Annotated in this window: 10 protein-coding genes; 3 read left to right on the forward strand and 7 right to left on the reverse strand. The window is 71.9% G+C overall.

All coding sequences use genetic code 11. The annotated features are described in order from the left end of the window. The first annotated feature begins 150 nt into the window (after positions 1–150). Together OHT01_RS06385 and OHT01_RS06390 are read left to right on the forward strand one after the other, a co-directional pair. Positions 151–771 (forward strand): HD domain-containing protein, encoded by a 621-nt coding sequence (locus OHT01_RS06385; RefSeq protein ID WP_328552139.1) that lies wholly within the window; start codon positions 151–153, stop codon positions 769–771. Between the two features lie 66 nt (positions 772–837). Continuing rightward, positions 838–1,644 (forward strand): SDR family oxidoreductase, encoded by an 807-nt coding sequence (locus OHT01_RS06390; RefSeq protein WP_328552140.1) that lies wholly within the window; start codon positions 838–840, stop codon positions 1,642–1,644. A gap of 61 nt (positions 1,645–1,705) precedes the next feature. Here the strand turns inward: OHT01_RS06390 and OHT01_RS06395 are convergent, their stop codons facing one another. From OHT01_RS06395 to OHT01_RS06420, 6 genes are all read right to left on the reverse strand, one after another. Continuing rightward, entirely contained in the window at positions 1,706–3,220 is a 1,515-nt protein-coding gene (locus OHT01_RS06395) for an SDR family NAD(P)-dependent oxidoreductase (protein ID WP_328552141.1), read from the reverse strand. 102 nt (positions 3,221–3,322) lie between these two features. After that, positions 3,323–4,651 (reverse strand): wax ester/triacylglycerol synthase family O-acyltransferase, encoded by a 1,329-nt coding sequence (locus OHT01_RS06400; RefSeq protein ID WP_328552142.1) that lies wholly within the window; start codon positions 4,649–4,651, stop codon positions 3,323–3,325. Positions 4,652–4,818: 167 nt separating this feature from the next. After that, positions 4,819–7,161, reverse strand: a complete 2,343-nt coding sequence (locus OHT01_RS06405; protein WP_328552143.1) for a GH92 family glycosyl hydrolase — start codon at positions 7,159–7,161, stop codon at positions 4,819–4,821. 322 nt (positions 7,162–7,483) lie between these two features. After that, entirely contained in the window at positions 7,484–8,704 is a 1,221-nt protein-coding gene (gene glgC, locus OHT01_RS06410) for a glucose-1-phosphate adenylyltransferase (protein ID WP_328552144.1), read from the reverse strand. 81 nt (positions 8,705–8,785) lie between these two features. Beyond that, positions 8,786–9,937 (reverse strand): glycogen synthase, encoded by a 1,152-nt coding sequence (gene glgA / locus OHT01_RS06415; RefSeq protein ID WP_328558039.1) that lies wholly within the window; start codon positions 9,935–9,937, stop codon positions 8,786–8,788. A gap of 85 nt (positions 9,938–10,022) precedes the next feature. Further along, the gene (locus OHT01_RS06420; RefSeq protein WP_328552145.1) at positions 10,023–10,772 is read right to left on the reverse strand and encodes a (2Fe-2S)-binding protein; all 750 of its coding nucleotides are present in this window, start codon (positions 10,770–10,772) and stop codon (positions 10,023–10,025) included. Between the two features lie 210 nt (positions 10,773–10,982). Between OHT01_RS06420 and OHT01_RS06425 the strand changes: the two genes are divergently transcribed. Beyond that, positions 10,983–12,458: a DMT family transporter gene (locus tag OHT01_RS06425; RefSeq protein WP_328552146.1), complete on the forward strand. Its 1,476-nt coding sequence runs from the start codon at positions 10,983–10,985 to the stop codon at positions 12,456–12,458. Here the strand turns inward: OHT01_RS06425 and OHT01_RS06430 are convergent. After that, entirely contained in the window at positions 12,448–13,647 is a 1,200-nt protein-coding gene (locus OHT01_RS06430; protein ID WP_328552147.1) for a transglycosylase family protein, read from the reverse strand. The genes OHT01_RS06425 and OHT01_RS06430 overlap by 11 nt on opposite strands. Positions 13,648–13,902: the final 255 nt, after the last annotated feature.

Below are 13,902 nucleotides of genomic sequence, written 5' to 3' on the forward strand. Positions count from 1 at the left end.
AGGGGAATGACTGACGTCACCCTCGACCCAGGGTGACGCGCGCATCCGGCTCCGAGGGCGGAAGACAGTTCAGGTCCCGTTGGCCGGTTCGCAAGGAGGCCATGGTCTGCTGTCGCACGGCAACGGCCTTTCTCGCGGGAGGACTGACGCATGGAGCTGCGTGGCGTCGAGGAGCTGATGGATCTGCTGCACGCCTGCCGGGGCGTCTGGGACACCCCGGGACTCCCCCACTCCCGGCTTCGCCCGGGCGGGGGGACCCCCGTCGGCGGCCCCGTCGATCTGCACGATCACGCGCTGCAGACCGCCGCACTGCTGCGCCGGGGCCGTCCCAGCGACAAGGAGCTCCAGGTCGCGGGTCTGGTGCACGACATCGGACATGTGCTCAGGCCCGGTGACGACGCCGGGCACGCCGACCACGCGGCCGACGCTGTGCGGCCGCTGCTCGGCGAGCGGGTCTCCCGTCTCGTACGCCTGCATGTCGCGGCGGAGCGCCATCTGGCGGCCACGTCTCCGGGCCGGGGTCCTTCGCCACTGGGCTCGCTCACGCCGACCGTGCCCGGCGGCGCGATGAGCGCGATCGAGGTGGCCGCGTTCGAGCTCGACCCGCTGGCCGAGGACGCGGTGACCCTGCGGCAGGCGGACGAAGCCGGCAAGGTGGCCGGCCTGTACGCCGGAGTCATGGAGGACTGGCGCACGGTGCTGGAGCTGGTGGCGGAACGTTCCGTTCGCACGGGTATCCCGAGGGGCGCTCCCGCGGGCCCACGCCCGTGACGCCCGCCGCGCGGCGGCCGCCGCCGAGGCCTGTCGCCTGACGGCCCGTCATGAGACGGTACGCGGATGACGCCGCCGTACGGACTCCAGGGCAGGGCCGCCATCGTCACCGGGGCCTCGCGCGGGATCGGTCTCGCCGTCGCCGAGGCGCTCGCCGGAGCGGGCGCGCGGGTGTGTGTGACCGCGCGCGATCCGGACGCGGTGCGGCACGCCGCCGAACGGGTCGGCGGTATCGGGCTCGCGGGTTCCGTCGCCGACGCGGCGCATCTGACGGAGCTGACCGGGCTGGCGCTCCGCACGTTCGGGCGCGTCGACATCGTGGTCAACAACGCGGCGACCAACCAGCCCTACGGCCCGCTCATGGACGCCGAACCGGGGCGCTGGCGCGACGCGTTCACCGTCAACGTCGAGGCGCCGCTGCGGCTGGTGCAGTGCGCCTGGCGGGCCTGGATGGGCGAGCACGGCGGGTCCGTGGTGAACGTCTGCACGGAGGGCGCCGGGCACGTCGGGCCGCACGTCGGCGCGTACGGCACCAGCAAGGCCGCCCTGCTCCATCTGACCCGGCAACTGGCCGGGGAGCTGGCCCCGAAGGTCCGGGTCAACTCGGTCTCCCCCGGCCTGGTCCGCACCGAGATGGCCCGTTTCGTCTGGGAGCACTCCGAGGACGAGCTGGGCGCCGGGCTCCCGCTCGGCCGGATCGGGCGGCCCGAGGACGTCGCCCGCGCCGTGACCTGGCTGGCGTCGGACGCGGCCGAGTGGATCACCGGCGCCGACCTGCTGGTCGACGGGGGCACGCGGGTCCGGGCCGCGTACCCGGGCGCCCCCGTCCACGCGGTCCAGGAGCGCCTGCGGGCACGCGCACCCGACGGATGACGCCCCGGGACCCCGGCCGCGCGCACGCCTCGGCAGATCACCGTCGGCCTGCGCCTGCCCGCTACCACTTGCCGGGCGCGTAGTCCTTCATGAAGACGCCGTACAGGTCCTCGCCCTGCTCGCCGCGGACGATCGGGTCGTACACGCGGGCCGCGCCGTCGACCAGGTCGAGCGGGGCGTGGAAGCCCTCGTCGGCCAGGCGCAGCTTGTCGTAGTGCGGGCGCTCGTCGGTGATCCAGCCGGTGTCGACCGAGGTCATCAGGATGCCGTCGGTCTGGAACATCTCCTGGGCGCTGGTGCGGGTCACCATGTTCATGGCGGCCTTCGCGGCGTTGGTGTTCGGGTGGCCCGCGCCCTTGTAGCCGCGGCCGAAGACACCCTCCATCGCGGAGACGTTGACGATGTACGAGCGCTGGGAGGACGCCGTGCGCGCGGCCTCGGCCATCTGCGGGCGCAGGGCGCTGATCAGGATGAACGGCGCGGTGTAGTTGCACAGTTGGGTCTCCAGCAGTTCCACGGGGGAGATCTGCTCGATGGTCTGGACCCAGGTGTTGCTGTCGACGACGTCCGGGACCAGGCCGCCCGCGTCGATGGCGGTGCCGTCACGGTGCCGGACCACACTGGCGTTCCCGGCGACCAGCGCGAGGTCGGCCACCTTCTGCGCGTCCAGCCCGGAGACGCCGACCGGCAGCGCGGTCAGTCCGTCGACCGCGCCGGAGTTGAAGGCTCCGATGACGTGGCTCGCGGGGAGTTCACCGGCCGGCAGCGGGGCGCTCTCGCCCTCGACGAGCGCGGCGTAGGCGGAGGGCAGCCGGCGCACGGTCTGGGTGGCGTTGTTGATCAGGATGTCGAGCGGACCCTGCTCGGCGACGCGGTCCGCCAGGGCCACGGCCTGGGCGGGGTCGCGCAGGTCGATGCCGACGACCTTCAGGCGGTGCATCCAGTCCGCCGAGTCGTCCATGGCCTTGAAGCGGCGGATCGCGTCCTTCGGGAAGCGGGTGGTGACGGTGGTGTGGGCACCGTCACGCAGCAGGCGCAGCGCGATGTACATGCCGATCTTGGCGCGGCCGCCGGTGAGCAGCGCCCGCTTGCCGGTGAGGTCGGCGTGGGCGTCGCGGCGGGAGCGGTTCAGGGCGGCGCAGTCCTGGCAGAGCTGGTGGTAGAAGTAGTCGACCTCGACGTACCGCGTCTTGCACGTGTAGCAGGAGCGCGGGCGCTGGAGTATCCCGGCGATCCTGCCCTCCTCCGTCACGGACGACGGCAGGAGACCCTCGGTCTCGTCGTCGATGCGCTGGGCGGAGCCGGTCGCGGTGGACTCGGTGACCTGCTTGTCGTGGGCCGTCTTGGATGCGCGGCGCTCCTGGCGGCGGCGCTGCTTCACGGTCCGGTAGACGCCCGCGGTGGCGCGGCGCACGGCGATGGCGTCGGGGTGGTCGACGTCGATCTTCTCGAGTTCGTCGAGCACGCTGAGGCAGACGGCCAGTCGCTCGGCGTCGATACCGGGACCGAACGCGACGGCCGCCGCTTCTGTCGTGTCCACGGCGGGGGTCGCCCGGCCGTCCTCTGTCACCGTCATCGCTGCTGCCGTTCCTCGGGTTGTGCGCCGCGTTCGAACCGCGCTCGCTTTCGAAGGCGGAATTTTACGGACCAATCGCGCGCGGCACCAAACCCGTGGTGATCATGACGTGCAGGCGGTGATCAGTGAGCGCACCTCCTCGGTCAGGGAACGGGCCAGCAGATCGAGGTCCGGGACGGCCTCCGCGTCGGCCACGAGCCCGTAGTGGACGCGTCCCCGGTAGGTCGAGACGGCCACCGCGAGTGCCTGGCCGCGGGCCAGCGGGGCGAAGGGGTAGACCTCGGTGAGCGGGCAGCCGCCGAGCTTCAGGCCGAGGCTGGGCAGCGGCACGCTGGTCACGAGGATGTCGAACAGCAGCCGGGCGGCCTGGCCCACGACCGGGCCGCCGAGCCGGTGGCCGAGCGGCGGAACGTGGTCGGCGAGCAGCGCGACGGCGCCGGCGCCCCGGTTGGGTCCGGCGTCCTTGTTCCGGTCCATCGCCGTCCGTACGGCACGCAGCCGGCCGAGCGGGTCCGGATCGTCGACGGGAAGCCGTATCAGGTAGCCGGAGAGCCGGTTGCCCTGTGGGTGCGCGGTGCGCGGGCGGCGCCGGGAGACGGGGATCAGAGCGCGCGGGGAGACGCCCTCGCTGCCGTCACCGCGTTCGTCGAGCCAGCGGCGCAGGGCGCCCGCCACGACGGCGATCAGGACGTCGTTGACGGTGCCGCCGACGGTCTTGCGGACCACGTGGACGTCGTCGAGGTCGATGACCACACCGGCGGTGCGCCGGGTGCCGCTGGGCGTGGAGGTGAGGGCGGGCGAGGACCGCACGCCGAGTGTGGCGCGCGCCACCGAGGTGCCGATGTCGAGGGCGCGGCTCATGTCGGAGAGGGTGCCGCGGACCAGGTCGGGCAGCCTGCGGACGTCCGGGAAGAGCCCTCGGGGCGGCTCCGCGGGGCGCGGGCGGGGCTCCGGCAGGTCCATGGGGTCCATGATGGCGGCGGCGAGCATCAGCGCCCTGAGTCCGTCGGCGAGCGCGTGGTGGAACTTGAAGAGCACCGCGAAGGACACGCCGTCCTCACCGGGCAGGACGTGCGCCTCCCAGGGCGGCCGGCCGCGCTCCAGCGGGCGTTCCATCAGCCGTCCGGCCTCGGCGTGGAAGTCGGCGGCCGGGGCGTGCAGCAGGACGTGGTCCAGCGGTTCGAAGTCGGGGGCGGGCTCGCGGGCGGCGCTGCCGAAGGCGAGGGGCTCCAGCGGCTGCCAGACGTCGCGGATCCGCATGCGCAGCCCGGGGACGGCGGCGGCGCGGGCCGCGAGCAGGTCCGCGGCGTGGGCGCCGGCGGTGGGCGAGTGCGCCGCGAAGACACCGAGGGCTCCGAGGTGCATCGGGTGCCGGTCGGACTCGATGTTCCAGAAGGCCAGGTCGAGTGGTGCGAGGAGGTCGGAGATCAAAGGCTTGCTCTCGCGTCGACGACGGGTGAACTTGCAGTCAAACCCGGACTGGTGATTACGGTCAAGTACGATCAAGCTACACACAGTTAACAGCAGATTAAGTCCCGCTCCAAGTCCCGCCCCTCGGAGGAGGGACGGGACTCGATCACCTCACGACGTGTTCGGTGTCACTTCAGTACCGGGGGTGCCGCCGACGGCTCCGTTCCCCACGTGGAGGGCTCCGGGCCGACCGTGAACCGGAGCGAGCGGATGCTCCTCAGCGTGCCGGTCGTCACATACGTACGGCCGTACGACGATCCGTCCAGGCGGGCCGTCTGGATGTACCGGTCGGCGTCCGAGGTGCCCGGCGCCGTCACGGTCAGGGCGCCGCGCGGGTAGTAGCGCCGGTCCAGCGTGAGGTCGACCCGCTCGAAGACGGGCGTGGACAGGCCCCAGGTGTCGTAGCCGGGCTGCACCGGGAAGATCCCGATGGACGACAGGACGTTCCAGGCGGACATCGTGCCGAGGTCGTCGTTGCCGGTCATCCCGGTCGGCGCGTCCGTGAACAGGGTCAGCGCCGCGTGCACGACATCGGTCGTCTTCCACGGCTGTCCGGTCGACAGGTAGGTGTACGGGGCGATCAGGTCGGGCTCGTTCTGCGGGTTGTACTTGTCCGCGTTGTAGTAGGCGTACGGGCCGTTGACCCACACCTCGCGGGCGGTCTTCGCGGGGTCCTTCAGCAACTGCCCGTAGGCGAAGAACGCGTCGAGCCGGTCGTTCGCCGCCCGCTCGCCGCCGATCAGGCCGACCATGCCCGGCAGGTCCTGGGGTACGAGCCACTGGTACTGCCAGGACGTGCCCTCGTGGAAACCCTCGCTCTGGGCCGGGTCCGCGGGTCCGGTGAAGGCCCCGGAGGCGTCCCGGGCGCGGAAGAAGCCGGTCGAACCGTCGTGGATCGTGCGGTAGTTCTGGGACCGCGCGAAGTAGCGCGCGGCGTCCGCCCCATGGCCGAGATCCCGGGCCATCGCGCCGAGCATGGCGTCCGACAGGGCGTACTCCAGGGTCGCGGAGGCGCCGTGGTCGTAGTCCGAGTCACCGGACTTGGCGTGCGGCCGGCCCTTGACGTAGGGGGCGTAGCCGTTGGCGATGTACTCCCTGTTGGCCTCGCGGCCCACCGCCGGCGAGTCGGCGGGCGGCACGCCGTCGGCGTTCTTCTTCAGCGCGCGGTAGGCCCGCTCGGCGTATCCGCCGGCCCCCTTGAGCAGACCCTGCTGATAGGCGTTGGTGAGGAACGGGGTGACCGGGTCGCCGGTCATGATGTTCGTCTCGACCGTGCCGTAGCCCCACTTGGGCAGCCAGCCGCTCTCCTCGTCGATCCGGATGACGGAGATCGCCATGTCGCGCGCCTCGCGCGGCGCGAGCAGGGCCAGCAGTTGCGACTGGGTGCGGTAGGTGTCCCACAGCGACCAGTTCTGGTAGTACGTGAAGCCCTTGGCGCGGTGGATCCGCTGGTCCCAGCCGGTGTAGCGGCCGTCCGCGTCACTGCCGACGTTCGGCGCGAGGAAGGAACGGTAGAGCGAGGAGTAGAACGTGCGGCGCAGGGTGTCGGCGCCGCCCTGCGCGCGGACGTCGTCGAGCCGGTCCTCCCAGGCGCGGTGCGCGGCGCCGCGCACCGCGTCGAAGGAACGGCCCCCCTCGGAGCGGAGGTTGACGGCCGCTCCGCCGGCATCCACGTACGAGAGCGCGGTGGTCGCCTCGACCGTGCGGTCCTTGGTGGTGTCGAAGCGGACGAAGGCGCCGGTGCGTCCGGTGGTGCCGGCGGTCTCCTGGGAGCCCTCGGTGACGGTGTCGCCGTTCCAGGTGCCCGAGGTGGTGAACGGCCGGTCGAAGCGGGTGATCGTGTACACCGTGTACGGCTTGGTGGCCTGGCAGAAGCCGCTGCCGGTGATCGCCGTGCGGACCGTCCTGTTGTCCAGGATCTCGACCTTCGTCGCCACCGTCCTGTGCAGCGACTGGCCCGCGTTCAGCAGCACGTTGGCCTTGTCGGTGGCCGGGAACGTGTATCGCTGCACGCCGGTGCGCGCGGTGGCCGTCAGTTCGGCCTCGATCCCGGACTTCAGGCCGACCCTGTAGAAGCCGGGGTGCGCCTCCTCGGTGTCGTGGCCGAACTCGGCCTCGTACCGGGCGTCATCCGTCCCGGTGACGTCACCTGTCGTGGGCAAGACGGGCAGGTCGCCGCCGAGCCCGCAGCCCACGCCCGAGAGATGGACGAGGGAGAAGCCGCGGATGTGGTTCTGGGAGTGGTCGTAGCCGGTGTTGTGGCCGGTGTCCGGGGAGAACTGCACCATGCCGAAGGGCACGGCGGCGCCTGGATAGGTGTTGCCCTCGTTCTCCGTTCCGATGAACGGGTTGACCAGATCGGTGAGTTGGCCGTCGCGCGGCTCGGCGGCGTGTGCGGTGGGCAGGGCGAACAGCGCGGAGGCTGTCACCAGCCCGGCCGTGCACAGGCGCAGGCGCCGGGTCCATCTCATGCGGAAGACCTCCGGTGGGTGATCGACATCGTTGTCCACATGCATGGTCGGGGCGGGAGACCGGCTTTCCGGGCAACCGGAGGAGATCCCGCCGTACGCGTCGCGTCCGGGCACGGCGCGTCCGAGACCGTCACCGTCTATGACATCGTTGTCAGAGCTGTACAACGTTGTCATGCACGGCAGTTGGCATGACAACACGCGCCCTCGGCTCATGTCCAGGGACATGACAAAGGCCCCGGAGTCCCGGCTCGTCGAGCCGGGACTCCGGGGCCGTCGCCGCACGCGGCCGGCCGGGGGTGTCCGTGACCGCCGCCACCGGCGGTCACGGCACGAGCTGGCCCTTGCCCAGGGCGATCACGCCGCCCTTGGAGACCGTGTAGAGGTCGGAGTCGCGCTCCGGGTTGACGCCGATCGTCGCGCCCGGCGGTACCTCGACGTTCTTGTCGAGCACCGCCCCGCGCACCACGGCACCCCGCCCTATCTTCACGTTGTCGTGCAGGATCGAGCCCTGCACCACCGCGCCCGGATCGACGACCACGCCCGGCGACAGCACCGACCGCGTCACCTGCCCGCGGATCAGGCACCCCGCGCTGATGATGGACTCGCTCGCGATCCCCCCGGCGTTGAAGCGCGCGGGCGAGAGCTGACCGGAGCTCGTGTAGACGGGCCAGCTCCGGTTGAAGAGATTGAAGGCGGGACGCTCCGCGATCAGGTCCATGTGGGCGTCGTAGTAGGCGTCGAGGGTTCCCACGTCGCGCCAGTAGCCCTGGTCACGGGTGGTCTCGCCGGGCACGTGGTTGTCGCTGAAGTCGTAGAGCTGGGCCTCGCCGCGCTCGGTGAGCGCGGGCAGGATCGAACCGCCCATGTCGTGCACGGAGTGCTCGTCCTCGGCGTCCCGCTGGAGCGCCTCGACGAGGGCCTTGGTGGTGAAGATGTAGTTGCCCATCGAGGCGAAGACGCACTCGGGGTCGTCCGCGAGGCCGGGCGGGTCGGCGGGCTTCTCCAGGAAGCCCCGCACGCTCTGGCCGTCGGATCCGGGGCTGATGACCCCGAAGGACGACGACTCGGCGCGCGGCACCCTGATCCCGGCGACCGTCACTCCCGCACCGCCCTCGATGTGCTGGGCGAGCATCTGCCGGGGGTCCATCCGATAGACGTGGTCGGCGCCGAACACCGCGACGTACTCGGGCTGTTCGTCGTGGATCAGGTTCAGCGACTGGAGGATCGCGTCCGCGCTGCCCAGGTACCAGCGGGGGCCGAGCCGCTGCTGGGCCGGGACGGGCGTCACGTAGTTGCCGAGCAGGCTCGACATCCGCCAGGTGGTGGTGATGTGCCGGTCCAGCGAGTGCGACTTGTACTGCGTGAGCACGCAGATGCGCAGGATGTCGGCGTTCACGAGATTGGAGAGGACGAAGTCCACGAGGCGGTACGTGCCGCCGAAGGTCACCGCCGGTTTCGCCCGGTCCGCCGTGAGCGGCATCAGCCGCTTTCCCTCACCGCCCGCCAGTACGATTCCCAGCACCGAAGGTCCTCCGCGCCGCATGCCGCCGCCCCTCTAAGCCCGGTCGGACCGGGCCCGGACACCCGGACCCGCCCGTGTCTCTGAAGCTCACCTGTCCGATGGTTACCCCGGTTTGAGGACTTCCTCGTACAACTGGACGGTCTTTCGCGCGACCGCGTCCCAGCCGAACTCCCGTACCGCGCGCAGCCGTCCGGCCTCGCCCATCCGGCGGGCCGCTGCGGGGTCGGCGAGCACGGAGTCCAGGGCCGTCGCGAGAGCGGCCTCGAAGTCGTCCTGGAGCGGCACCAGCAGGCCCGTCTCGCCGTGCTCGACGACCTCGGGGATGCCGCCGACGCGTGAGGCGACCACCGCCGTCCCGCAGGCCATCGCCTCCAGATTGACGATGCCGAGCGGCTCGTACACCGAGGGGCACACGAACACGGCCGCGTGCGTGAGGAGTTGGATCACGTCGGGGCGCGGCAGCATCTGCGGGATCCAGTGCACGCCGTCGCGCACCGCGCTCAGCTCCTGGTACAGCTCGCGGAACTCCCGGTCGATCTCGGGGGTGTCGGGGGCACCCGCGCACAGCACCACCTGCGCGGCCGGGTCGATGTCCCGTACCGCGCGCAGGAGATGGGGCACACCCTTCTGCCGGGTGATGCGGCCGACGAACAGGATGTACGGGCGCCCGGTGTCCAGGCCGATCCGCTCCAGGACGTCGGTGCCGGGGTCGGGCCGGTAGAGGGCGGTGTCGATGCCGTTGTGCACGACGCGCACCCTGGCCGGGTCCAGGACCGGGTAGCAGCCGAGGATGTCCTCGCGCATGGCCCCGGATACCGCGATCACGGCGTCCGCGGACTCGATGGCGGTGCGCTCGGCCCAACCGGACAGGGCGTAGCCACCGCCCAGTTGCTCGGCCTTCCAGGGGCGCAGCGGTTCGAGGGAGTGGGCGGTCATCACATGCGGGATGCCGTGCAGGAGCTTCCCGAAGTGCCCCGCGAGGTTGGCGTACCAGGTGTGGGAGTGGACCAGTTCGCGGCCTTCGAGAGCGGCGGCGATGGACAGGTCCACGGAGAAGGTGCGCAGGGCGTCGTTGGCGCCGTCGAGTGCGGGCCAGGGCCGGTGACGGACGACCCCGCCCGTGCCGCCCTCGCCCCAGCAGTGCACGTCGAGTTCCGTGAGGGCGCGCAACTCCCGCGCGAGGAACTCGACATGGACGCCCGCACCGCCGTACACGTCCGGCGGATACTCCCGGGTCAGCAGTCCCACGCGCACACAGAACCCCCGTCGTAGCCGGTTGGTGCCCCTCATGGTCACTCAGTTGAAGCCGATACGGAAGACCACGCGGAAAGCCCCTCGGTCAGGTCCGGCCGGGCGCGGGCCGCGGCGGGCGGTCGAAGCAGCAGTCGCCGCAGACTCCGCCGCCGGGCACCCGGTAGTAGAGGCAGCAGCTCCGGCGGCGGAGCGTCCTCGGGTCGAGGGTGCCGACGAGGTCGGGGTGCGCGAAGAGCCGGCCGGCCAGCTCCCTGGCCCGCTCCCCCACCTCCGGGCGTTCGTGGACGAGCGCCCAGCGGTCGAGCTGACGGACGGTCCCGGCCAGGGCGGAGCCCGCGTTGCCCCACAGCAGGCCCGGCGAGACGCGGTACCGCGAGCGCAGGGCCGCGCTCAGCGGGACGAGAAGACCGGCGCGCACGACCGCGTCGAGATCGGTCACGGGCCGGACCCGGACCTCGGAGAGCCACAGGTCGTCCGGAGCGGCGGCGTCCGGGTCCCAGCGCAGCAGCTCAGGGTCGAGGTCGGGCACCTGGCCGCAGAGCGCGGCGGCACCGAGCGCGATGGACCAGAACCGGGCGGCCAGACCCTGCTGGGCCACCGAGACCGCGGTCCGCGACTCCGGCGCCCGAATACTCCGCGCGACCTTCTCTACGCGAAAAGTTGTCGGATCCGCGTAAACCTCCGCGGGGGTCCCGGATCGCGGGTCCGCCCAGGCGCTCGCGAGGGTGGGCAGGGGGCCGCGCGGCGGTACGCCGGTGCGTAGTACGAAGAATCCGCCGAGCCTGTCGAGCACGGTGAGTCGGGGGTCGAGGTCCACGAAGACCAGTAGTACCAAGTCCCCTAGGGGTAACCAGCAGTGGATCGGTCCCTGGTGTCGCCCACCCTGGGGAGGACAAGGGGCGATCCGTACTCCATCGGCAGTAGGACCCAATGACTGCTCAGGGACGACGACGCGAACTAAATCACGGGGCATCGTTGTTTCCATGGAAGCCGAACGTTCGTCGCGCCGGGGTGCTGCTCCGCGCCGTACGCAGAGGAGGGACTCGTGAGTGCCCTCGCTTTGTCCGTGGTGCTCTCGTTCGTCTCGGCCGTCGCGTATGCGGGCGGGGCGATCATTCAGGAGCAGGTCGCGGTGTCCTCTCCCGGCCAGACCTACGCACCGCTGCGCAAGCCGGGCTGGTGGGCCGCCGTGGCGCTGACCGCCCTGGGCGGGCTGCTGCACGTGGTCGCCCTCGCGTTCGGCCCGCTGAGTCTCGTCCAGCCGCTCGGCGCGCTGACCATCGTCTTCGCGCTTCCGATGGCGGCCCTCTTCGTCGGCCGCAAGGCCGGAGCGGCGGCCTGGCGCGGCGCGATCATGGCCACCGTCGGTCTGGCCGGTCTGCTGGCCCTGGTGGGCGCGTCCGACGCGCAGTCCCTGAGCAATGCCCAGCGCGTGGCGCTGGCCGTGGTGGCGGGCGGCGCGGTCGCGGCCCTCATGGTCGCCGGGCGCGCGGCGCACCGGCACCCGGCCGTGCGCGCCGTACTGCTGGCGGTCGCGTCGGGCATCGCGTTCAGCATGTCCTCCGTGTTCACCAAGACCGTCGCGGTGGACTGGTCACGGCACGTCTCGCTCGCCGACCTGTCGAGCCTCGCGGCCATAGGTGCCTTCGCCACGGCCGGCATGCTGCTCTCGCAGGCCTCCTACCGCGGCGCGGGCCTGGAGGCGCCGCTGGCCACGCTGACGGTCGTGAACCCCGTCGTGGCGGCCGCGGTCGGCATCACGATGTTCGGTGAGACCTTCCGCTACGGCACGACCGGCACCGCGCTCGCGCTGAGCTGCGGCGTCGTCGCGGCGGGCGGTCTGATCCTGCTGACGACCGAGCGGATCGGCAGCAGCGACCGAGCGGCGAGCGCGCTCCCGGAGCGCCCGGACCTGCCACCGGCGGACGCGCAGCGTCCGACGGACGAGCCGGCCGCGGTGGCCGCGGAGGTCACCGCCGACGAACTGGTTGCGGTGGCGGACACGGCCGACGGACCGGTTGCGGCGGCGGACACGGCGGACGGACCGGTTCCGGTGGTTGTCACGGCCGAGGCGGCCTACGGGGAGGCACAGCTTGCCGGGCCGGTCGCTCCTCAGCCGGTCGTCCAGGTCGTCCAGGTCGTATCGGACCGCAGGCTCCCCGAGTCCCCTGTCCCTGCCGTCCCTGTTGTCCCTGCGGCCCCCGTCTCTGCGGCCTCCGCCGTCCCTGCCGTCGCCGACCTCGGTGCTGTCACGGTCGGCGAGGCTGCCGTGGAGGAACTGCTGGCCGGGGTGCCCAAACCCTCCCGGGGCGGCGACGGGTTCACGCCGGGTTCGCATCCCTCAGGCGCCGGAGGGGTGCCCGTACCGGCTCCGCTGAAGGCCGCCGTGCCGGCCATGGAGATCGTCGCGGCGCAGGCCCCGGCGGCCAGGGACGAGCTGCCGTTCCTGACCGCCATGCTCGGCGTGCCCTACGTGCCGATGCCGTTCGTCAAGCACCGCCGCACCCGCGTCAAATCCTGACGCCGCCGGCCCGGAGGTAGGCCACCGGGTCGATGTCGGAACCGAAGCCGGGCCCCGTCCGCACCTCGAAGTGCAGATGCGGGCCCGTGCTGTTGCCCGTGGACCCGGAACGGCCGATGCGCTGGCCGGCCACCACACTCTGCCCGGCCTTCACCGAGATCGCTGAGAGATGGCCGTACTGCGTGTAGCGGCCGTCGGCGTGCCGGATCACCACCTGGTAGCCGAACGATCCGCCCCAGCCCGAGCTCACCACATGACCGGCGGCGACCGCCGCGACGGAGGTACCGGTCGGCACCGGGAAGTCGACGCCCGTGTGGTAGCCCTTCGACCAGTGGGAGCCGGTGGCACGGTAGGGGGTGCCGGTCGCGGCGTGCACCGGGGCGACGAGGGAGTGCGTCTCGGCCTTGTCCGGGGTCGTCCTGTGCGGGGTGGCTCTGTGCGGGGCCGTCGTGTGGGTCGAGGCCTTCTTCGCCGGAGCCCGTTCGGGCGACTTCGTCGGCGTCTTCGTCGACGGGTGCCGTGTGTGCGCGGGCGTTCGGGCCTTGCCGCCCAGTTCGAGGCGCTGGCCCGGCAGGATCAGGTCGGGGTCGGAGCCCACGGTCGTACGGTTCGCCGCGTACAGGTCCTGCCAGCCGCCCTGGACATGCCGGGAGTCGGCGATACCGGACAGCGTGTCGCCGTGGACGACGGTGTACATCTCGGCGGTCCCGGCCTGCGACTGCGGCGTCGTCTGCGGCTTCACGTCCCGCACCGAGCGCTGCTTCGCCGTTCGCGGCGCGGTCCCCGCCGGCTCGATGTCGGGGGTCGCGCCACCTCTGGTCAGTCCGCCGTGCACCGAACACACCGGCCAGGCGCCGGGCCCCTGGCCCTTGAGCACCTTCTCGGCGACGGCTATCTGCTGGTCCTTCGTGGCCTGGTCCGCGCGCCGCGCGTAGGCCCTGCCGCCGTACGCGTCCCAGGTGGACCGGGTGAACTGGAGTCCGCCGTAATAGCCGTTGCCGGTGTTGATGCTCCAGTTGCCGCTGGACTCGCAGGCGGCGACCTTGTTCCAGGTCCCGACATCGGCCGCGTGGGCGACCCCGGCGCCGACGAACGGGAGCGCGATCCCGGCGCCTCCCGCCGTGACGGTGAGTGAGGCGCGATTGATCCTGTTCGGCTGATACCGGCGGTGCCGACCGCGTACGGCCATGAGGTAGCCCCCTCGACATGCGTCAGGAGCGGCAAAAGTAAGCGTTGGGAACAGGACAGGACAAGGCGGCAACCGGTCGCTCCGAAAAGGCGGTTGACCGGTATTCGCGCTGCCGCCGGGCCCGCCGCGCCCGGCACGGTGGGTGACCGGGCCGCCCCTCGGCACGGGTTCACCCCGGCCGCTTCCAGGCCCGTCCGCGTCGAAGTTCCCGGGTCCGGCGAAGGACGGCCGCCCCGGTCCCCGGAAGGGCCGCCG

It is taken from the genome of Streptomyces sp. NBC_00358, assembly GCF_036099295.1.
Taxonomy (GTDB): domain Bacteria; phylum Actinomycetota; class Actinomycetes; order Streptomycetales; family Streptomycetaceae; genus Streptomyces.

Coding starts and splice junctions, on each gene's coding strand:
- OHT01_RS06395 (WP_328552141.1), bottom strand. CDS start 3,220: ATGACGGTGACAGAGGACGGCCGGGCGACCCCCGCCGTGGACACGACA.
- OHT01_RS06390 (WP_328552140.1), top strand. CDS start 838: ATGACGCCGCCGTACGGACTCCAGGGCAGGGCCGCCATCGTCACCGGG.
- OHT01_RS06405 (WP_328552143.1), bottom strand. CDS start 7,161: ATGAGATGGACCCGGCGCCTGCGCCTGTGCACGGCCGGGCTGGTGACA.
- glgC (WP_328552144.1), bottom strand. CDS start 8,704: ATGCGGCGCGGAGGACCTTCGGTGCTGGGAATCGTACTGGCGGGCGGT.
- OHT01_RS06385 (WP_328552139.1), top strand. CDS start 151: ATGGAGCTGCGTGGCGTCGAGGAGCTGATGGATCTGCTGCACGCCTGC.
- OHT01_RS06430 (WP_328552147.1), bottom strand. CDS start 13,647: ATGGCCGTACGCGGTCGGCACCGCCGGTATCAGCCGAACAGGATCAAT.